This is a genomic window from Deltaproteobacteria bacterium HGW-Deltaproteobacteria-6 (assembly GCA_002840435.1).
Classification (GTDB): Bacteria; Desulfobacterota; Syntrophia; order Syntrophales; family Smithellaceae; genus UBA8904.
Map to the genome: position 1 here is coordinate 239,101 of PHAT01000005.1, position 20,812 is coordinate 259,912.

15 protein-coding genes are annotated in these 20,812 nt (G+C 49.4%); 7 read left to right on the forward strand and 8 right to left on the reverse strand.

Annotation, left to right across the window (positions count from 1 at the left end):
- Positions 1 to 18 precede the first annotated feature (18 nt).
- Positions 19 to 2,250, forward strand: coding sequence for a ribonucleoside-diphosphate reductase, adenosylcobalamin-dependent (locus CVU71_11295; protein ID PKN18098.1), 2,232 nt, complete (start codon positions 19 to 21; stop codon positions 2,248 to 2,250).
- 149 nt (positions 2,251 to 2,399) lie between these two features.
- Here CVU71_11295 and CVU71_11300 read toward each other — a convergent pair whose 3' ends face one another.
- The gene (locus CVU71_11300; GenBank protein ID PKN18099.1) at positions 2,400 to 3,197 is read right to left on the reverse strand and encodes a hypothetical protein; all 798 of its coding nucleotides are present in this window, start codon (positions 3,195 to 3,197) and stop codon (positions 2,400 to 2,402) included.
- A 357-nt stretch (positions 3,198 to 3,554) separates the two neighbouring features.
- Between CVU71_11300 and CVU71_11305 the strand changes: the two genes are divergently transcribed.
- Positions 3,555 to 4,028: a ribonuclease gene (locus CVU71_11305; protein PKN18100.1), complete on the forward strand. Its 474-nt coding sequence runs from the start codon at positions 3,555 to 3,557 to the stop codon at positions 4,026 to 4,028.
- Complete coding sequence (locus CVU71_11310) at positions 4,019 to 4,300, forward strand: barnase inhibitor (protein PKN18101.1); 282 nt, start codon at positions 4,019 to 4,021, stop codon at positions 4,298 to 4,300. The genes CVU71_11305 and CVU71_11310 overlap by 10 nt, the downstream gene beginning before the upstream one ends.
- Positions 4,301 to 4,338: 38 nt before the next feature.
- On the opposite strand, the gene CVU71_11315 is transcribed toward CVU71_11310, so the two are convergent.
- The gene (locus CVU71_11315; protein ID PKN18696.1) at positions 4,339 to 5,643 is read right to left on the reverse strand and encodes a 4-hydroxybutyrate CoA-transferase; all 1,305 of its coding nucleotides are present in this window, start codon (positions 5,641 to 5,643) and stop codon (positions 4,339 to 4,341) included.
- A gap of 203 nt (positions 5,644 to 5,846) precedes the next feature.
- On the opposite strand from CVU71_11315, the gene CVU71_11320 reads away from it, so the two are divergent.
- Positions 5,847 to 7,295 carry a 4-hydroxybutyryl-CoA dehydratase gene (locus CVU71_11320; protein ID PKN18102.1) on the forward strand — a complete coding sequence of 483 codons (1,449 nt, stop codon included), beginning with the start codon at positions 5,847 to 5,849 and terminating at the stop codon, positions 7,293 to 7,295.
- 89 nt (positions 7,296 to 7,384) lie between these two features.
- Here the strand turns inward: CVU71_11320 and CVU71_11325 are convergent, their stop codons facing one another.
- From CVU71_11325 to CVU71_11345, 5 genes are all read right to left on the reverse strand, one after another.
- A complete protein-coding gene (locus CVU71_11325; GenBank protein PKN18103.1) occupies positions 7,385 to 8,266 on the reverse strand; it encodes an alpha/beta hydrolase in 882 nt (293 codons plus the stop codon).
- Positions 8,267 to 8,273: 7 nt separating this feature from the next.
- Complete coding sequence (locus CVU71_11330) at positions 8,274 to 9,563, reverse strand: acetyl-CoA C-acyltransferase (protein ID PKN18104.1); 1,290 nt, start codon at positions 9,561 to 9,563, stop codon at positions 8,274 to 8,276.
- A 167-nt stretch (positions 9,564 to 9,730) separates the two neighbouring features.
- Positions 9,731 to 11,284: a two-component system response regulator gene (locus CVU71_11335; protein PKN18105.1), complete on the reverse strand. Its 1,554-nt coding sequence runs from the start codon at positions 11,282 to 11,284 to the stop codon at positions 9,731 to 9,733.
- A gap of 2 nt (positions 11,285 to 11,286) precedes the next feature.
- Complete coding sequence (locus CVU71_11340) at positions 11,287 to 14,565, reverse strand: hypothetical protein (protein ID PKN18106.1); 3,279 nt, start codon at positions 14,563 to 14,565, stop codon at positions 11,287 to 11,289.
- Between the two features lie 135 nt (positions 14,566 to 14,700).
- Entirely contained in the window at positions 14,701 to 16,632 is a 1,932-nt protein-coding gene (locus CVU71_11345; protein PKN18107.1) for a GNAT family N-acetyltransferase, read from the reverse strand.
- Between the two features lie 560 nt (positions 16,633 to 17,192).
- Here CVU71_11345 and CVU71_11350 point away from each other — a divergent pair.
- Together CVU71_11350 and nhaA are read left to right on the forward strand one after the other, a co-directional pair.
- The gene (locus CVU71_11350; GenBank protein PKN18108.1) at positions 17,193 to 17,438 is read left to right on the forward strand and encodes a hypothetical protein; all 246 of its coding nucleotides are present in this window, start codon (positions 17,193 to 17,195) and stop codon (positions 17,436 to 17,438) included.
- 739 nt (positions 17,439 to 18,177) lie between these two features.
- A complete protein-coding gene (nhaA, locus tag CVU71_11355; GenBank protein ID PKN18109.1) occupies positions 18,178 to 19,536 on the forward strand; it encodes a Na+/H+ antiporter NhaA in 1,359 nt (452 codons plus the stop codon).
- Between the two features lie 98 nt (positions 19,537 to 19,634).
- Here the strand turns inward: nhaA and CVU71_11360 are convergent, their stop codons facing one another.
- Positions 19,635 to 20,072 (reverse strand): hypothetical protein, encoded by a 438-nt coding sequence (locus CVU71_11360; GenBank protein ID PKN18110.1) that lies wholly within the window; start codon positions 20,070 to 20,072, stop codon positions 19,635 to 19,637.
- A gap of 153 nt (positions 20,073 to 20,225) precedes the next feature.
- On the opposite strand from CVU71_11360, the gene CVU71_11365 reads away from it, so the two are divergent.
- The gene (locus tag CVU71_11365) at positions 20,226 to 20,750 is read left to right on the forward strand and encodes a MarR family transcriptional regulator (protein ID PKN18111.1); all 525 of its coding nucleotides are present in this window, start codon (positions 20,226 to 20,228) and stop codon (positions 20,748 to 20,750) included.
- The last annotated feature ends 62 nt before the right edge of the window (positions 20,751 to 20,812 follow it).

The window sequence follows — 20,812 nt, forward strand, 5'->3', positions numbered from 1 at the left end:
TTAAAGGAGTTCACCTCAATGGAAAAAACGATTTACACCCCCATCATTCCGGAATTGACAAAAAACGCGATTACCGTTCTGGAACGGCGTTATCTGAAACGCGACAAAGAGGGGAAGGTGCTGGAAACTCCTGTTCAAATGTTTCGGCGCGTGGCGGATACCATCGCCTGCGCGGATAAAAAATTTAATAAAAAGGCTGATACGTCCGCCGTTGCGGAAGAGTTTTATCATATGATGACCCGGTTGGAATTTCTGCCCAATTCACCGACCCTCATGAACGCCGGACGCGAACTGGGACAACTGTCCGCCTGTTTTGTGCTGCCGGTAGGCGATTCGATGGAAGAAATTTTCGACGCCGTGAAATTCACCGCTCTGATTCACAAATCCGGCGGCGGTACCGGATTTTCATTTTCCCGGTTGCGTCCCGCCAATGATGTTGTTTTAACGACGACCGGCATTTCCAGCGGACCGATTTCTTTCATGCGTGTTTTCGATGTCGCTACGGAAACGATCAAGCAGGGAGGAACCAGGCGGGGCGCCAACATGGGCATTCTGCGCATCGATCATCCGGACGTTATGAATTTCATCATGTGCAAGGCTGACAAAAAGCAGCTGAATAATTTCAACATCTCCGTGGGACTGACCGAAGCGTTTATGAAAGCCGTGGAAAAAGATGAAAATTACGACCTCGTGAATCCCCGCGATGGTCAGGTTTCGGGAACCCTCAACGCCCGCAAGGTTTTTAACCGGATCGTCACACAGGCCTGGGAAAACGGCGAGCCGGGCATTGTTTTTCTGGACCGGCTCAACCGCGACAATCCGACTCCTCATGTTGGAATGATCGAATCTACAAACCCCTGTGGTGAACAGCCGCTGTTGCCGTATGAATCATGCAATCTCGGCTCTATCAATCTGAGTAAAATGGTGCAGGGCGGCAAGATCAACTGGAAAAGACTGGAAGAAGTCATTCGTCTGGCCGTCCATTTTCTCGATAATGTTGTTGAGGCCAATAACTATCCTCTCCCGCAAATCGCCGAAATGACCCTGGGAAACCGCAAAGTCGGGCTGGGCGTGATGGGCTGGGCGGATATGCTGATCTTACTCGGCATTCCCTACAATACGGAAGAAGCCATTGAACTGGCGCTGAAAGTCATGCACTTCATTAACAAGCAGGGGCACGCCGCGTCACAGGCGCTGGCCAAAACCCGCGGCGCTTTCCCGAATTTTAAAGGGTCCGTCTATGATAAAAAAGGCGAACCGCCGATGCGCAACGCCACCGTGACCACCATTGCACCCACCGGAACGATTTCGATTATGGCTAATGCTTCCTCCGGCGTAGAGCCGCTCTTTGCCGTCTCTTACATCCGTCAGGTGATGGACAACGATATCCTGGTGGAAGTTCATCCCTATTTTGAAGCCATCGCCAAAGAAAGAGGGTTTTATTCATCGGAATTAATGAAGAAAATTGCCGAAAGCGGCACGCTGCACAATCTGGATGAGATTCCGGAAGACATCCGCAATCTGTTTGTCACCGCGCACGACATCACGCCGGAAGTGCACATCCGGATGCAGGCTGCCTTTCAGAAATACACCGACAATGCCGTCAGCAAAACCGTTAATTTCGCCAACGGCGCAACCGTCCAGGATGTCGCCCGTGTTTATGAACTGGCTTATAAACTCGACTGCAAGGGCGTTACGATTTACCGTGACGGGTCGCGCGACCAGCAGGTGCTGAGTGTCGGTAAAAAGCAGGAAACCGCTATGCCCGCCGCAGCGGATAAAGATCTGTCAACCACCAAACGCGAGCGGCCCAAAATACTTAAAGGCTGGACCTATCAGATGCAAACCGGCTGCGGGCCGCTATATGTGACGGTTAACGAGGATGCCTCAGGCTTGTTTGAACTCTTCACAACGATGGGAAAGGCCGGTGGATGCGCCGCTTCCCAGAGCGAAGCCATCGGACGCATGGTATCGCTGGCTTGGCGCAGCGGACTTCAGGCGCGCCAGGTTATCAAGCAATTGCAGGGCATTTCGTGCCACTCACCGTCCGGTTTTGGTGAAAACAAGATTCTGTCCTGTGCCGATGCGGTGGCCAAAGCCATTCAGGCTCACGTTGAGGCCAACGGGGGCAAGGTGCAGCATGAAAAACGCGTTTTCCGCAAAGGCGCCTGCCCCGACTGCGGCGGCATCGTCGAGCACGAAGGCGGCTGCGCCGTCTGCCGCGGCTGCGGGTACAGCGAGTGTGCATAGCCGCTTAATACTTTAGACCGCTATTTTCTCCGCTGCTTACAGCGGTGGAAAGAAAAAAGCGGAGTCAGTCTCCGAAGGATTTCTTCAGAGACTGACTCCGCCAGCTATAAGCCTTCTTATAATATTTATCCTGTATTCTTCGACGCCTATTAAAATCCGACGGTTAATCCAATGTAAGGTCCCGTATAGAGCGTATCCATCTTGTAGTCGTTCACGTCCATCTTAAGCTGAAGCAGTCTGTAGCCGGCGTGGATATCGAGGAAGGGAAGAGGAGTAAGGGACAAATCCGCCAGGGCTTCATAGGAATAATTACCCGAACCATATCCACCAGCTGTTGCCTGAGCCCGCAGTTCCAGCAGCTTGGCCAGCAGTCCGACATGGGCGCCAACGCCGATCATCGGGATCAAAGAATTAAACGACCTGGTTTGCTCAAATCCGTTTGCTCCAGAACTCATTTTAAAAGTCCCAGTGGAATATTTGAGTTGGAGAATGCCTCCCAGGGAAAAGCCCGCCAGAATATTTTCCATGTTGATGAGATCGCGCTGGTACTTAAGATCGAACATGGAATAGGCCAGCTCAGAACGGACGGTGGTGCCGGCGTTAAAGGTCGAACCGCTGTAATTCACAGCCGTCGCAAGAACATTATCGGATGAATAACCGAAGGGTGTATACATCAGACTCACATGATTCTTGCCCATCCCTCCAAAGGCCTCAACGGAATAAGTGGCCTTGTTTCCGATGCCCAGCATATCTTTGGTATTGATATTTGATGTATCTCTGCCATCGGCTGTCGCCTGGATATCCGACTTTTTTTGTTCGGGAAACCACAAATAGCCCCGCGCGCCGAACTCCAAAGCATTCGCCTGAGCAACAAACATCAGTGAAAAAACAACAACCACGGCTACAATAAAGTTTCTTCCATATTTCTTCATAATAATAATCTCCATTCATAAATTTGAATCTGTAAATCAGCTTCTCCGGATATGGCAACTCTAAACTCTATGTTCATTTGTTAACCGAAACACTTCAAATCAGTTCTAACTTATTTCAATAATTGCGTTTGCAATTTTGCATATTTTCCAAAATCAGTCAACCCTGAGAATAGAAGATCTCCATGGAAATTCAGCCGAAAATTTATTTCGATCGCCCGGGTTATTAAATAACCGGCCGGGTCTTTCCGGATAAAAAAAGTTGAAACCCGGCACCAAATCTGTATCATTATGAAAGATGATCGGCATCCCGAATGTTGCTTCAAAGCTCCTGTGTCCGGTCAAGCAATCATACCGATGTGAAAGGTCGGGGATATGACCAGGATACAACGAACAGTCATCCAATCAGCTATTCTTCTCCTTGTCCTGCACACCTGTCTGTCAACAGAAGCCGTTGCGGGGTCCTGCGAAAAAGCAGTCAGGGATGTGAATGTCCGGTTGTCGTCTGCAATCGACGAGCCGGAGCTCATCGAAATTCTCCGAAGCCTGAACAGCACAAACAACAAAAAACTTCCGATGAAGTTCGTGAGCAAACGGGCGGCCCGGTCACAGGGATGGAAACCCGGAAAGGATCTATGGTCCGTAAGATCCCTCCGAGGTTCAAGCATCGGCGGCGACCGGTTTAGAAACCTGGAAGGACGTCTGCCCGATCATAAATGGCGCGAGGCTGATTTGGACTACAAGGGCGGACACCGGGGCGGCAAGCGCCTTGTCTTCTCACCAGACGGCATGCGATTTGTCACCGTGAATCACTACCAAACGTTTACGGAGGTACCACCATGCCGGTAAAACGGTGCACTTTGAACGGTCTGGCCATCCGTTCACTCGATGATCTTTATGAACAACTGGCCTTTGCGCTCCCGCTGCCCCGCCACTTTGGCCGCAATCTTGACGCGCTTTGGGATATTCTTTCCACCGATCTCCAGGGTCCTTTCGAAATCATCTGGAAGAATGCCGATGAATCAAAGAAGTGGATGGGCAGAGACTATGGCAGAATCATGAAGCTGCTCAGATCGTTAAAAAAAGAACGGAATGATTTCCAATTGACCATTGAGCCTTAATCCAAAAGCTCTTTTACCAGCCAGGAAAATCCCGGCCATTATTTCTTTACAAAATGATAATGTGAACCGAAACGTTCAAATGCAGCCTGATCCAGCCCTTCCTGATGTTCCGGGTGCGCAACGGAGATGATCAGCCGCGCCCGTTCCTGCAGGGATCGGCCGTAAAGATCCACGGCGCCGAATTCCGTGACCAGCCAGCGCACATGAGCACGCGTGGTCACCACGCCCGCGCCGGGCAGCAATACGGGGGCGATTTTGCTGATCCCTTTGTCCGTTACCGAAGGCATGGCAACAATCGCCTTGCCACCCCGGGAACGGGAGGCGCCATAAAAAAAGTCAATCTGTCCGCCCACGCCGGAGTAAAATTTTGATCCCAGGGAGTCGGCGCAGATCTGGCCGGTCAGATCAATTTGCAGCGCGGAATTTATGGCTGTCACCTTCGGGTTTTGCGCAATGACGAAAGGATCATTGGTGTAACCGACATCCATCATCAGCACCCGGGCATTCCGATGCGTGTAATCATATAAATTTTTTGAACCCAGCAGGAATGTTGCCACCATCTTTCCCTGATCAATCGCCTTGTTGGCGCCGTTGATCACACCTTTTTCCACAAGTGGAATCACGCCGTCGGCGAACATTTCCGTGTGAATGCCCAGATTTTTGTGCGAGGCAAGCTGGGAAAGCACCGCATTGGGAATCGCGCCGATGCCCATCTGCAAAGTGGCGCCGTCTTCGATAAGCGCCGCGCAATGCCTGCCGATGGCCGCTTCTATGGGATCGGGCTTCGCAAAATGGACCGTCTCCAGCGGGATATCATCTTCAACAAAAATATTGATTTTATCGATGGAAATAAGCGCATCACCGAATGTGCGGGGAACATGCGGATTAATGACGGCAATGACGGTTTCAGCGATTTCCATGGCGGCCAGCGTCGCATCCACCGACGTCCCCAGAGACACATAACCCTGTTCGTCCGGCGGGCAGACCTGCAGCATGACCACATGGCAGGGCAGATGACCTTCACGGTAAAGTCGCTGGGTTTCCCCTAAAAACACCGGGATGTAATCGGCATATCCCTGCTGAGTCTGCGTGCGGACATTAGGGCCGACAAAGAAAGATTCCAGTTGAAAAATGCCTTCAAACTCCGGATCTGCGTAAGGGGCCGGACCTTCCGTATGCAGATGATGAATATGAACATTCCGCAATTCATCGGCCCGTCCGCGCCGGCACATGGCGGCAACCAGACACTGCGGGGAACTGGCGACACTGCTGAGATGAATATGATTGCCTGATTTAATCACCCGCACCGCTTCGTCAGGCGTAACCGTTTTGATTTTCGTCATTCCCATGTTCCGCATCCTTTCCTTGACTACTATGACAAATATCATTTCATTTGACAAGTATCTTGACAGACGCCTGCTTCTGATTAATTTACTGATGATACCATAAATCATCAAGAACGCATTTCACAATGATGGTTTCCCGGCACATCTTCAGCACGAGTAACCGCTCATTTTACCGTTCAATCAAAAAAGGAGAATTTTTCATGACCATTAAAACCAGGCAGGATTACATTGAAAGTTTGCGACGGCTGAAATTAAATCTCTGGATGTTCGGGGAAAAGATCGCGTCACCCGTGGATCATCCGATCATTATCCCTTCGATGAATGCCGTGTCCTTTACCTACGAGCTGGCCCTTGATTCGCAGTACGAAGATTTAATGACGGCAACCTCGCACCTGACGGGAAAGAAAATCAACCGCTTTACACACATTTTTTCCAGTACGGAAGACCTTGTTAAAAAAGTGCGCCGCCAGCGAATTCTGGGGCAGAAAACCTCCTGCTGCTTTCAGCGTTGTGTGGGCATGGACGCGATGAATGCCGTCTACAGCACATCCTTTGAAATGGACGGGAAATTCGGCACATCTTATCATGAAAAATTCAAAAAATTTCTGCTGTACGTCCAGGAGGAAAACCTCGTCGTGGACGGCGCGATGACCGACCCGAAGGGTGATCGATCGCTTGCACCCCATCAGCAAAAAGATCCGGACCTTTACCTGCACGTCGTGGAGCGGCGGCCGGACGGCATTGTGGTGCGAGGCGCAAAAGCCCATCAGACCGGCATTGTCAACTCTCATGAAATTCTCGTCATGCCGACCATCGCCATGCAGGAAAAAGACAGGGACTATGCGGTAAGTTTTGCGGTACCGACGGACGCGCCGGGCATCGTCATGATTTTCGGCAGGCAATCCTGCGACACGCGCAAAATGGAAGGCACGGAAATGGACGTCGGCAACAGCCGGTTCGGCGGCCATGAAGCGCTGGTGATTTTTGATAATGTTTTTATTCCCAACGAGCGCATCTTCATGAACGGCGAAACGGAATTTGTCGGAATGATGGTGGAACGCTTTTCCGGCCATCACCGGCCTTCCTATGCCTGCAAAGTGGGCGTCGGAGATGTCCTCATCGGAGCGACTGCGCTTTCCGCCGATTACTGCGGCATCGCGAAAGCTTCGCACGTGAAGGACAAACTTGTCGAAATGACGCATTTGAATGAAACCATTTATTCAAGCGCGCTCGCCTGCTCGACGGAAGGCTGGCAGACGCCTTCGGGAGCTTATCAGATCGACCAGATGCTGGCCAACGTCTGCAAACACAATGTCACCCGCTTCACCTATGACATCGCGAGGCACGCTGAAGATATCGCGGGCGGCCTGATGGTGACGATGCCGTCCGAAAAAGATTTCCGGCATCCGGAAATCGGCCGTTATATCGACAAATACTTCCAGGGCATACCGGATGTTTCAACGGAAGCCCGCATGCGGGTGCTCAGGCTCATAGAGAATCTCACGCTGGGCACCGGCGCGGTGGGGTATCGCACGGAGTCCATGCACGGAGCGGGCTCGCCGCAGGCGCAGCGGATCATGATCGCCAGACTGGGCAATTTTGAATACAAGAAAAACCTGGCCAGGGTAATTGCAAAAATCAGGGAATAAGGCTGAAGGCCCACCGCCCATAAAGGTGGCACAGCAAAACAGACCTTCGGCCTCGCGCCCCCTCGTGTAACCTTTAGGCTATCAGGGCGTCAGTCTAACCGCCCTTTTAAAAACTCCCGCATATCGTGGGACAGTTGGCCGGCTTTTTCCAGAAGAATCGCGTGGCCGCAATTTTCGTAAATGATCATCTTTGCTTTGGGCAGCGTCCATCGGAAATCTTCCGCAAGCGGTATCGGAAAAATCGGATCATCCTTGCCTAAAATGATCATCGTCGGCTGTGTGATATTCTGAGCCCGGCTGTTATTGTCAAATGCGTTGCAGGCGGCGAACTGCCGCATAAAGGCTTTTAGCGGCTGCGGATTCTTCATCCGTAAAGCGACGGCCTGATCCAGAATATCCGGGCATTTCTCAGCAAATCCCGGCGCCGTCATCAGAGTCAAATCCGTACGATAAACCTGTTCGGCTGGTTTACCGGCTATGGCCACGGCCGTCTTCACCCAGAAAGGTTTACCCAGTTCCAGAGACCGGGCGCCGCCCATGCTTGTTGCAATCAGAATCAGGCGGTTAACCCTGTCAGGATAAGACCGAGCGATCTCCTGGGAAATAAAACCGCCCATGGAAAGCCCCGCCACATGGGCATTTTCAATGCCCAGCGCTTTCTGCAATTCCACCGCATCAGAGGCCATTAAGGAAATCGAGTATTCCCCGTCCGGTTTGTCGCTTTGACCGATGCCCCGGTTATCCAATGCAATCACCCGAAAATCTTTGGCCAGTTCCTGAATTTGCGCGAACCATAAATCCATGGGAAAAGCCAGGCCATTGATGAGCATCAGCGGTTCGCCCTTTCCCTGCTCTTCATAATAAATTTTGATTCCGTTGACTGTTTGATGCGGCATCAGAATACCTTCCGCTCCCCGGGAAAATAAGCAAAAAAATCCCCCGCAGTCGCCTGCGGGGGTCATGAAGAACAAGAATTATTTAAACGGCTTCAATGGCAATGGCCATTCCCTGACCGCCGCCGATGCACAAAGAGGCCAGTCCCAGGCCCACATTGCGACGTTTCATTTCATTGGCCAGCGCAAGCACTATACGCGCACCGGAGCAGCCAACCGGATGGCCGATGGAAATGGCCGAGCCATTGACGTTGGTGACATCCCAGGGAATGTTCAGTTCGCGCAGGCAGGCAATGGCCTGAGCGGCAAACGCTTCATTGAGTTCAAACAGGCCGTAATCCTTAATCGACGTCCCGGTGAGTCTGAGCAATTTGCGCACCGCGGGAACAGGCCCCAATCCCATGTAAGCAGGATCGACGCCGCCGGACGCATAACCTTTAATCCGCGCCAGAGGTTTCAAGCCCAGCTGTTTGGCTTTTTCTTCGCTCATGATCAGCAGGGCCGCTGCCGCATCGTTGATGCCGGAGGCGTTGCCGGCCGTAACCGTGCCGTCCTTCTTGAAGGCTGTGTTCAACTTGGCCAGTTTCTCCATGCTGGTGTCCATGGGGCGTTCATCCGTATCAAAAATAATCGGGTTGCCCTTCTTTTGCGGGATGGCAACCGGAACAATTTCATCTTTCAAGAGGCCATTTTTCATGGCGTTGCGGGCGCGGGCGTGGCTCTCCACGCTCAGTTTATCCTGTTCCTCGCGGGTGATGCCATAGCGCGCGGCGATGTTTTCTGCTGTGATGCCCATGTGGTAGCCATAAAAGATTTCATAAAGAGCGTCAAACACCATCAGATCGACCGTTTTGCCGAAAGGCATATCCATCCGGTGCCCCCAGCGGGCCTTGGGCAGACCGATCGGAACATCGCTCATGTTTTCCATACCGCCCGCGATCACGACTTCGCTGTCACCCGCCTTGATGCCGGCCGCGGCAAGGGCAATGGCCTTCATGCCGGAGGCGCACACCTTGTTGATGGTGAAGGCCGTCGTTTCCTTGGGAAGACCGGCGCGAATCATGGCCTGGCGGCCCACGTTCTGGCCCTGTCCCGCCCCGATGACGTTGCCGATGATGACTTCATCCACAGCGATTTCCTTGAGATTATCGTCCCACTTGTAATACTGCTGTTCGATAGAGGAAAGACCTTCGTTCTTTGCGCTATCCGGCGCATCTTCTTTGGCGTGAGCCGGCAGGGCCGGTTTAAACCCGGCTTTGATTAAAGTTTCACGAATGACGAGCGCTCCCAAATCTTTAGCGGAAACGTCTTTCAGGGAGCCGCCGAAGGCTCCAACCGCGGTGCGCACACCGTTGACAATAACTGCATTTGACATAATACTGCTACCTCCTCGATCTCAATATATTGATACTGTTTATGTTATTTCCACGATACTTTAAGGCTCAAAAGTCCGTGGTGATTGACTAATGCATTAAAATCCCGGGAAGTATTTCATAATTGAGGCGTTAAGGCAAGAGTGATTTGTTCCGTGGCCGGATGGTCTTAGCCTTTGCGTCTTTCATAAACTTCCTCAAAAAGAAAGGCTGTCTCGCGGTAGGCTTTGAGGATCCGGGGATCAAAATGCTGAGGCTTGATGCGCGCATCACCATGATTGAGGATTTTGGTGGCCGTGGCATGGTCAACGGACGCTTTTTGATTCCGTCCGGTACGCAGCGTATCATACTGGTCGGCAAAGGCGGCGATTCGCGCTTCGATGGGAATGGCATCGCCCTTCAGCCCCCTCGGGTAGCCGCTGCCGTCCCATTTTTCATGGTGATTCAGGGCGATTGATTGTGCAATCAGTAAATGCGGATTGCCGCCGATAATTTTCGCTCCCCAGAGGGTATGCTTTCTGAATTCAATCCATTCCTCAGCGCTGCGGGCTTCGGTTTTCTTCAGAATGTATGAAGGAACATAAATTTTACCGACATCGTGAAGGGTTGCCTGGATGCTGATGGCATGAACAAAATCATCCTTCATGCCGAGACGTTCGGCAAGGATGCCGCAGTAATCACCGACCCGGTAGATATGATTGCCCGTATCGTCGTCATGGGCTTCGGCGGCGCGGGCCAGCGCATAAACCGTATAATCAAAAGCTCTCACCACTTCCTGATGCTGATGCGAAAGAGAATGGAGAAAATAGTTCTGGACAACAACCTGCTGCAGAAAATAAATATTAGAGTCGTTGATTTCCTGTCCGTAATTAACAGCCAGAATGCACAGTTCATGACTTAAATAACCAATGCCGTTCTCCACGGACATATTTCTGGCCTGGAAATTTTTTATCAGCAGCATGGCCTCCGGCATCATTTGATGACCTGCCAGTAAAAATATTTTGGATTTGTTTTTTTCCGGGAGCGGAATGCCGGCAAGCAGATTGAAATCCAGTTTCACCCGGTTTAATTCCTGAAAAGCGTACTCATAATGAAACCACTGCCAGATTTGATTTTCCACCATAACGCCTACAAGCACCGACCGCGGTTTGTTGGACAAATTCGTTGTCTTTCCCACCAGCAGCTTGACAACCCGGTCAATATTCGTCTGTAAATCAAAGTGCGACGCATCGAAGGTCTCGATCATTTCCCTGCTCAACGCCGTCAGCTTATTCATCTCATGGTAAGCATTGTTGACGCTGTCGCGGATATTTTTTTGTTTCAGAAGCATTTTAATGCGGGCCAACATCTCTTCATGGTCCAGCGGTTTGAACAAATAATGATCAGCGCCGGCTTCAATTCCCCGGATAAGATCTTCACGCGACTTCAGGGCGGACATCATCACAACGGGAATGTCCCGGAAGCGTTCATCAGCCCGAATTTGCGCACAGATGGCAAACCCATCCGTCCCGGGCAAAATGACCCCCAAAAGGATTAAATCGACAGTTTGTCGTTCGAGAACTTCCAGCGCCTGCTGGCCGGTATTGACGCGAATCACATCATAACCGCGCGGCGTGAGAATCGCGTCCAGCAGGACCAGTCCCGCCACGTCGCTGTCGACGCACAGGATTTGTGACTGCCTCATATTCATTGCGTAAGCATCGGTTGAACTCATAGCCAACATGATTACTCCGGCGACCCTGCCTGTTGTTGCCGCAGAGGCAGAAAGACTGTAAAGCAGCTGCCTTGTCCAAATTTACTTTCAACGCTGACCGTTCCGCCGTGGAGTTCCACCAGTTGCTTGGTCAGAGACAAACCGACACCGATGCCGGCTCCCGTCTTGGAATAGGGCGATTCCAGCGTAACGAACGCCTGAAAGAGCTTGGACATATCTTCCGCCTTAATTCCGATACCCGTATCCGCAATGGCGATACTGACACACTCTTGCCGGGAAACCGGATGGCTGGTTCTGGCCGCTTTGATATCAATTTTTCCGCCTTCATCGGTATATTTTACAGCGTTGCTCATCAGGTGAAAAAGGGCTTGTTGAATCTTCTGCTCATCCGCCTCGATGGAAACATCAGCATCCAGATCCACATCCACCGTCAGAATTTGCTTCTTTTCTTCGATTTGCAGGGCTAGCAGGCGGGTCGTTTGCGACAACGCATTCACAATCGAAACCGATGAGAAGTTCAGTTTTATCGTTCCCGACGACGCATGGGACGCATCCAGTATTTCCGTAATGATTCTGCTGAGACTTGCCCCCGCCTCGGCAATGAAGCGGACGAATTCTTCCTGCTTTTCACTCAGTTCGCCAAACATCCGGTCTTGCAGCACTTTGGTAAAGCCAATAACCGCATTGAGCGGTGTCTGAAATTCATGACTGATATTGGCCATAAAATCCGATTTGGCCCGGTTGGCCGCTTCCGCCGCAATCTTTGCCTTCTCCAGTTCAGCCGTGCGTTGCTTGACACGCGATTCCAAAGTTTCGGAATATTCCCGCAGGGACTGCTCGGACTGTTTGATAAGCTCCTGCGCTTTCTTTACGTCCGTTATATCGCGAATAATGGATTGAAATCCTGTGGGATTGCCCTGAGAATCCAGAATGAGACTTGCGGACAGATTCACCCGCCGCGTTTCTCTCTTCTTGGTGATGATGTCTATCTCGACATTTTTCATCATCAGACCTGTCTGCAAAACGGTCTGATAGGTATTGGATACTATTTCGGCATTTTTAGCATCGAGATATCCACTATACGGCATATTGCGCAGTTCTTCGCTGTTGTAACCTGATAACTTTACATAGGCATCGTTGACGTAGACAGCCTTACCCTGCAGATCCCTTTCAACATAGGGATCCGGAATAGTGGCAATCAGTGTCCGGGCCCGGGCTTCGCTGGCTTTAAGAGCGTCTTCCATTTTTTTGCGTTCGGTAATGTCCCGGCTCAGACCTCTAAAGCCTATTGGTTTACCGTCAGCATCTCTCATCAGGGATACGGCCATTTCAAAAATGGCCGTCGTACCGTCTTTGCGATTCACCTTGTATTGAAATTCCCTGAACGGGCGGCCTGTTTCATAAACTTCGTTAAAAACGGCATACGTTTCCTGCGCCGAGGCTTCATCCTGCAGATCACGATTGGACATGTGCAGCAGTTCTTCACGGGTATAACCCAGATCTTCGCAGGCTCTGTCATTAACAAAGGTGGTCATACCGGTGAGATCCGTTTCAAAGTAGGCATCACCGATGCTTTCAATAATGCTGAAATATCTGGCCTCACTCTGGAGCAGCGCGTCTTCCGCCCACTTGCGTTCCGTGATGTCCCGGGCCAGGGCGCGGAATCCAACCGGTTGCCCTTTTTCATCCCGGAGCAGGGCGCCGGAAATTTCGTTCACCCGCCGGATGCCTTGTTTGGTCAGGAATTCAGCTTCCAATCCCCTGAAAGGTCTTCCTGTTTGATAAAGGCCATTGAAAGCATGGAACAGTTTTCGTCCGGAATCTTCATCGGTTACTTCCTTGTAATTTTTACCGATTAATTCTGCCGGTGTGTAACCGAGAATGTTCGCCGCCGCCTCATTTGTAAAGGTCCAGGTTCCGGTCAAATCGAACTCCGAACAACCTTCGTTGATTTCCTCCAGAATTGTGCGGTATCGCTCGGCATCCTGTTTTCGCTCTTCCTCTTCCTGTTTGCGCTTCGTAATGTCCCGTGAAATGCCCCGAAAACCAACCGGCTTCCCCTTTGCGTCTCGGATTAGCGACGCCGACACCTCGTTGAAATGCCGTTTGCCGTCCTTGGATATAAACTCCCACGAAATTCCTCGAGACGGGCATCCTGTCTTGTAAATCGTATTAAATTGCTCGAATAGCCCTTTTGCTGCTTCTTCATCGCCGCAATATTGCCGGTAGTTTATACCGATCAGTTCTTCGCGTGAATATCCCAGATCCCGGCATTCCGCATCATTAACAAAGGTAAAACTGCCACGAAGATCCACTTCGAAATATCCTTCATCCATATCTTCAAGAATCGTGCGATATCGTTCTTCGCTGACCCGCAGGTTCTCCTCCATGCGTTTGCGTTCGGTAATATCCCGTGACACCCCCCGAAAACCAGCCGGCTTGCCTTGTTTATCCCGGATCGGCGCCCCTGAAATTTCGACAAATCGTATTGCGCCGCCTTTGATGATGAAGGGCACCTCGATACCCATAAAGGGTTTTCCGCTTTGGTAAACATGAGTGTAAAGTTCCAGCATTTTTTGAGCCGTCTCCGCATCGCAGTATTGCCGGTAGTTCATGCCGATCAGCTCCTCTCTGGAATAGCCCATATGGCGGGCCATTGCATCATTGACAAACGCAAAGTTTCCTTTCAGATCGATTTCGTAATAGTTCTCTTCTGTTTCCTCCAGAAGCGTGTGGTATCGTTCTTCTTTCAGACCGATTGCGTCCTCGGTCTGCTTATACCGGGTAATATCCATGATGCTTCCAAGTAAGGCTTGCGCTCCCTGATGAATGCCGGAGCTGATCGTTTCCAAAACCCACATGATGTCGCCATTTTTCCTAACGAATCTGTATTCGTAAGTATCCGGATTTTTCTTTTTCAAATTGCGTGCTGCGTTTTTTTTGATCAATGCCCGATCATCCGGGTGGACATGATCGAGAAAATTTTTGCCGGTCAGATCAGCTGCCGCATAACCGGTAAGTTTCTCATAGATGGAGCTGACATAGACAAACTTGCCTTTCTGTATCATGTATATTCCGGCTCCGATGGAATTGATCATTTCCTCCATCCGGCCGCCCGAATCTTTAGACGGAGAAGGTTTCTTCAGCGCCTGCTTCAGGGGCTTTGGTGATAATTTCTTCAGAGATTTGGGGGATGATTTCCCGGTGGTTTTTCCAGAAGCTTTCCCGGAAACTTTTCTGACAACCTTCCCGGCTGCAGGTCTTGCTGCCGGTTTTTTTTGCGGTGACATAGCATTGTCTCCTCAATCATTTTCAATTCTAAAAAATCTGACGGGTCTGACCACCTGACCCACCTGACCCACCTGACTACCTGACCACCTGAAGGTGGCGCGAGGTGGCACGAGGCGGCGCAAGGTAACTTGAGATCACACATGGCTCGGAGCTTTGCCTTTATGATCCTGCCCTGCCGCAACTTCACTTGCATTATTCTGCGCTGCCAGATTAAAGCTCAAAGCCAGCGCATCCGAATCGTAAGACCGGGTGGTTTCGATCTTTGCTTTTTCAAAAACTTTTAGCATGGCCTCATTGCGCGGCAGCACATACGCGATAAAACAGCTAATGCCCCGGTCGCGCGCGATCTTGACCAGATAGTTGAACATGAAGGAGGCAATGCCTTTTCCCTGAAATTCCTCATCGACGATAAAGGCGACTTCATACGCATCAGCATTTTTATCGTAAGCATAACGCGCTTCCCCGATAATTCTCTCGTTTCGCCCCTTTTCCACAATAGCAACAACGGACAAAATGGTTTCGTAATCAATACTGACGTAACTTTGCATTTCCTTGTGGGGCATAACGGGCTTTGAGGCAAAATAACGGAAATATTTTGATTCATCGGAAAAATTGTAAAACAGCCGGCGCATCATATCTTCATCAGACGGCTTGATCGGACGGATTTTGATTTCCAGACCGTCGCGCAGAGACTTACGTGTTTCCAGCCCCGCCGGGTAATTGGCGGCATGTCGGGCGACATAAATCTGATCGGCATAAACATAATTGAGCGCTTTGGCCTGCGCCAGCAAATCTTCCCGATGATCGGGATGGGCAATGTCGATCATCGCAATCACACGCTCCCGGATGGATTTTCCGAAAAGATTTGCGACACCGTATTCGGTGGCAATGTATTTCACCACGCCCAGTGTGCTGTGCGGATTGTCAATATCGCAATCGTGCTTGATAACAATATTGCTTCGACCCTGCTTGTCCACGGAATTAAGCGCCACAATTGCTTTGCCTCTTTTGGAAATGGTCGCGGCGACGGCGAAATTCAGTTTGCTTTCATAACCGGTCAGAAGATTGTCGCCGGAATGGAAGATGACCGACTCGCCGGAGATATCGATTTTTTTGACGTTCATGATGCTGATCAGACTTTTGATCCGCCGCACGACAAAGGGATTGCTGAGCCGGGCTATCGGATAAAACTCAAAGACGGGGTTGCGATCGACATACTCATACAAGGCGCGGCTGCCGTAACAATAACTGGCGGTTACAAGCCCTCCGTTATAACGGCTGCGATCCAGCGAAATGGCGCCGGAATTAATCAGGTCAATGACCCAGTCGGAAATAACGTGCGTCACAATGCCCAGGTTTTTTTTGCCCTTCAAATGATCGGCCACCGCGGTAAAAATTTTACCGACATGCAGCACCACGGTTGCGCCGTCCTCGATCAGATTGGAGATATTCCAGCCGATCCGGTCCACGATGGCATCATAGGGTTTGTTTTCCCGCTCAATCAAAGGCAAATCGCTTTCGACCACATAGTCGAAACTGCTGATATGCAGAAATGTTTCCCCCAGAGTAACCGGCATGTTCGGATTAACTTCGGCAATGACCAGCGACGCCTGTTTAATGACAACATTGGCCACGTCAATTGAGACACCCAGAGAAACAAAACCATTTTCCCCGGGCATGGATGTTTGAATGATCGCCACATCCACCGCCACCGCCCCGCTTAAAAAAATGTACGGCAGTTCCATCAGGTTGGCGGGAATAAAATCGACTTTGCCTTCGGCGATTTCCTTGCTGATGCTCTCGCCGATATTGAATGTCTTTAAGCGGTATTGCCGGTAATCTTTTTGAGCCGTCAGATAGTTGCCCAGCGTAATGAGCTGAATGATTTCCAGATCGCGGATGTTGCGTGCCTCGGATCCGGCAATGGCCGCCAGAACCTTCCCCGGCGCCGCCACGCCGCTCGATACGAAAATCTTCTGTCCCGGCTTTATTTTATCCAAGACCTGATCCGTGTTGATTATCTTACTGCTGAAGTCTGAGCCAAGTCCGGTTATTCTATTAGGCATAAGCAATCCTTGAGATATGTGCAGGCGTTCTGCCAAAAATTATTTTGAACGATACTTTATGCGGAAAAGATAGCATAAACATCTGAAAAAATCCGCCAGAACTTCATGCAGGAAACGAATCGGCAGAAATCGTGGTAAATATCGCCTTAACTTTCCTGTTCTGTACAGGCCCTGACCATCAAAGAAATGAGGGAGGGACGGGCTTTGTAAAAAAAAGTAAATAAAGTGCTGGTTGTCAACCGGGGAATGCCTTGAACATGATCCGGACCGTCAAGGAAATAGGTCTCCGATACCGTGGTGTTCTATAAAAAACGATCTCGCTCAATGAAAAAAGGACACCTTTTGGTCAGGAGATAACACCAGCAGTTTCATCTGATTTTTTCTGATAAACGACTTTCAACACCAACTTAATGTCTTCAATTGCAGCACATTCAGTATGGTACTGGTACAGATGCCCTCCCGGGCAAACATTCAGGCGTTTTCGCGCGGCTTCACTGTGCAACCCCAAATTATTAATAGGATTTGTAATGTGGAGTGCAGGAAATGTCCGTGTATCCGTGATGGTTATCCAGACACTCCTGAAATTTATTGTTACACTTAAACTGCCAGTGGGCATTGTCGGTTGTGTCCTCATCACAGTGCCACGGGCGACAGCCTGTGGGAAACTTGTAGCAGCATTTGGCTTCAAGTGTCCCGATAGTCTGTTCAGAGGTATTGCCATAGTTGTCGTAGAGCCTCTGCCTGCATTCAATCTTATTGGGACATTGGTAACCCAGAACCGGCCCCTGTGCAAGGCAGGAGAATGATATGAGCAGACTTAGCAAAAGTGTCACGAAAATTGGCATGCACAACTCCTTTCATTGATAGTGAAAAAGTTTGAAACAACATCATTCCGCCAGAAAAGCGGCGAAAAACATCTGCATTGAATACTGCCTTCAGGAGGCTGCCTTAATACCTTGATAAGGTATTTTTTTAAGACAATTTATGCGCCACAAAGATCTCGTGTGTCAAGGTAATAATGGTCATCGAATTGCCCGATAAAATGTTGAATAAGATTATGTATTTTACCGGTAATGCTTGCATTTTCATGACATGCACAGTATATGAGCAGTCAGTTCTTTCCCGGTTTCGCTAGAGATATAATGATAAAGACAAATAGAGTCTCAACCAATCTATGGTGGATATCGGGAAAAAGGATCTTTCTACCACTTGAATGTATTATGTTGGAGTTCATAAACACATAACGGGTTCATAAGCTCAAAAAGACTTATGGAGGATTTATTGATGGTCGGGCCGCCATCTGATTGATGATAATCAGTTGGCGGCCATTTTTATGGATATCCAAGATGCAGATACATTTCAACATCGAGAATAGCTGCTTATTGCAGCTATTAGCGTAATTGCCATTTTCCGGCTGTGGCCAACAATTCCCATGGGAATTGTTAATCGTCTAAAGAATATTGGCGGATTCAAGAAAAAAGATTAGAATTGGCTCGATTAAAAATTTATAAAATTCAAGATTCATGTTTGTAAGGATAGAGTTTCATGACAGAGCATTATTATCCACTCGAACCCCTGTTCGGGAAAATTATCGGTCCATTTGAGCGGTTTCTTCGGCAAACCACTGCGGGCGGAATTGTACTCATGGGCATGACCCTGCTGACCTTGATTGTGGCTAGTTCACCTTTGGGTGATGCTTATAGACATTTGTGGGAGATGCCCATCCGCATTGGGATAGGCTCTCACAATATGGAAATGTCGCTTCATGCTTGGGTGAATGAAGGTTTGATGGCCCTGTTCTTTTTGCTCGTTGGTCTCGAATTGAAGCGTGAAATAATGGTCGGTGAGCTTGCCGCACTGCGCAATGCTGCCCTTCCGGTTGCGGGAGCAATGGGAGGTATGTTGGTGCCGGCACTCATCTACTTCTTGTTCAATCCTTCCGGTCCGGCTTCAGTGGGCTGGGGCGTACCGATGGCCACGGACATTGCCTTTTCCGTGGGCATCCTTGTTCTTCTCGCATGGCGCATCCACAGAAATCTCATTATTTTTTTGACCGCTTTGGCCATTGCGGACGATTTGGGTGCGGTGCTGGTTATTGCTCTCTTTTATACGCAGACCATTGATATGAAACTTCTGGGCGCAGCATTTGGACTACTGTGTATTCTGTTTCTTTGCAACCGGGGAGGCATCCGCCACACCCTGCCTTATGCGATCCTGGGTATTTTGCTTTGGCTGGCCTTCTTGAAATCGGGAGTACACGCCACCTTGGCCGGTGTGATTCTGGCTTTCGCTATCCCCGCACGGCCGGTTTATACCCCGCAACAATTTGACGAACATCTGAATAAAATGAGTAATGCCTTCCACTCATCAGCCGTCAATCTTGACGACCCCAACATGCCGTTGGAAATTAATAACATGTATGCTGTTGCTGAGAGCCTCGAAAAAGCATCCTCCGCCGTACAGTCGCCGCAGCAACGTATGGAGCATCACCTTGCCCCCTGGGTTACTTTCGGAGTGATCCCGCTGTTTGCCATGGCGAATGCCGGACTGGATCTGCTGGCCTTGCCTTTCCGGGAGGTTATCGTTCAGCCTGTAACGTTGGGGGTGATGCTTGGTTTAGTTTTGGGGAAATTTATCGGAATATCCAGTTTTGCTTGGCTGGCCGTAAAACTTGGTTTAGCAAGACTACCCCGTGGCGTCCAATGGCGTCATATCTTGGGCGCGGCCTGGCTCGGGGGGATTGGCTTTACAATGTCCCTCTTTATCGCGCAATTGGCTTTTGCCACGAGCCCGATGTTCTTTGAAGCGGCGAGACTTGGCATTATCATGGCATCGGTGATGGCCGCGATCGTTGGCCTTACCTGGCTCTACATCAGCGCACGAAAATCCAAGATCAATGATTAATTCCCGCACCTTTTACAAAAATAAAGGTGCGGAGGGAGGATAAAAAGTGAACACTTTGAAAGGAGGAACACATTGTAACCTCTGGCTCCGCACCAGTTTTAATCTGCAAGCGGTTTTTCTCTCTTGAGTCTGCCTACTATAATTTCGAAATCAGAATAAAAATTTTTCAAATGAATCTTCATGAAATTTTTCGTTAAAAGGTAGCCGATATTTAGATCACTATCTTGTATCACTATGCCGAAGTACCAAAGGTAACCTTCCCGTTCATTAAGAAAACCGGAAAAATTGCGTATCCGTGTTACTTCATCATCCTGCAGTTCAATGTTTCCACTGAATTGAAGACCTGATTGTTTCAATATGTTCAGCCTAATAATGTTTTTTGATGTATGGAATTTCTTCGAATCGGCGGATAAATAAGATACACCACTCCATTTGCCTTTGAGATCAGGTATGGGATCCTGTGCGGCTGATATGAATGAATAAAAAAAAACGCAAAAAATAATAACGGTGAAAATAATCTTATTTTGGATGTCCATGATGTATCACCCGTAAAATACATATTTATTATTGGCATATTGTTTGCTGATATGCTAGGCATGGCAGCAAAGAAGAAATTGTATGCAAATAATAGGTACACCTATTATAATAACATTGATTAAAAATCAACTTTTAAAACGTGAGATTATAAAATGACCGACAAATCCGTTGTAATTACAGACATCATTGATAATTTGCGAAGAGTGTTCCAGATATTGAATGAACAATCAAAAAAAGTGGAGAAGGATACCGGCTTGACGGGCCCGCAACTTTGGACGATAAAAGTTATCTGCGAAAATGCGCCGATCAACCTCTCCGATCTTTCCCGCCGCCTTTATCTTCATCCCACAACAGTTGGCGGGATTATCGATCGTCTTGAAACGCGTAAGCTGGTTAGAAGAACACGCGCCAAGGAAGACCGGCGGGTCGTGCGGGTAGAATTAACTCCAGCAGGTCAATTGCTTGTAAAATCTGCCCCGCAAGTAGCACAAGGCTTACTTGTGGCGGGGTTGGAGGAATTACCCATCATGAATCTGAAGGACATTAATAAAAGCATGAAGAATCTTGTGAAAATATTTGGCGCACAGAAAACACCTCCTAAATTAATACGTTCAGTAGAAATAAATTATCCGGTTAGAAAAACAAGCGCTGAACGATCCAAAGGAAGCAAGACATAGATAGATATTATTAATTTGAGGAGTATTACCTCATTCCTAACAGCAACCTCAAGAATTTTCAC

Coding starts and splice junctions, on each gene's coding strand:
- CVU71_11310 (PKN18101.1), top strand. CDS start 4,019: ATGCCGGTAAAACGGTGCACTTTGAACGGTCTGGCCATCCGTTCACTC.
- CVU71_11320 (PKN18102.1), top strand. CDS start 5,847: ATGACCATTAAAACCAGGCAGGATTACATTGAAAGTTTGCGACGGCTG.
- CVU71_11305 (PKN18100.1), top strand. CDS start 3,555: ATGACCAGGATACAACGAACAGTCATCCAATCAGCTATTCTTCTCCTT.
- CVU71_11300 (PKN18099.1), bottom strand. CDS start 3,197: ATGGAGATTATTATTATGAAGAAATATGGAAGAAACTTTATTGTAGCC.
- CVU71_11295 (PKN18098.1), top strand. CDS start 19: ATGGAAAAAACGATTTACACCCCCATCATTCCGGAATTGACAAAAAAC.
- CVU71_11340 (PKN18106.1), bottom strand. CDS start 14,565: ATGTCACCGCAAAAAAAACCGGCAGCAAGACCTGCAGCCGGGAAGGTT.
- CVU71_11345 (PKN18107.1), bottom strand. CDS start 16,632: ATGCCTAATAGAATAACCGGACTTGGCTCAGACTTCAGCAGTAAGATA.
- CVU71_11315 (PKN18696.1), bottom strand. CDS start 5,643: ATGACGAAAATCAAAACGGTTACGCCTGACGAAGCGGTGCGGGTGATT.
- CVU71_11350 (PKN18108.1), top strand. CDS start 17,193: ATGGTTATCCAGACACTCCTGAAATTTATTGTTACACTTAAACTGCCA.
- CVU71_11330 (PKN18104.1), bottom strand. CDS start 9,563: ATGTCAAATGCAGTTATTGTCAACGGTGTGCGCACCGCGGTTGGAGCC.
- CVU71_11335 (PKN18105.1), bottom strand. CDS start 11,284: ATGTTGGCTATGAGTTCAACCGATGCTTACGCAATGAATATGAGGCAG.
- CVU71_11365 (PKN18111.1), top strand. CDS start 20,226: ATGACCGACAAATCCGTTGTAATTACAGACATCATTGATAATTTGCGA.
- nhaA (PKN18109.1), top strand. CDS start 18,178: ATGACAGAGCATTATTATCCACTCGAACCCCTGTTCGGGAAAATTATC.
- CVU71_11360 (PKN18110.1), bottom strand. CDS start 20,072: ATGGACATCCAAAATAAGATTATTTTCACCGTTATTATTTTTTGCGTT.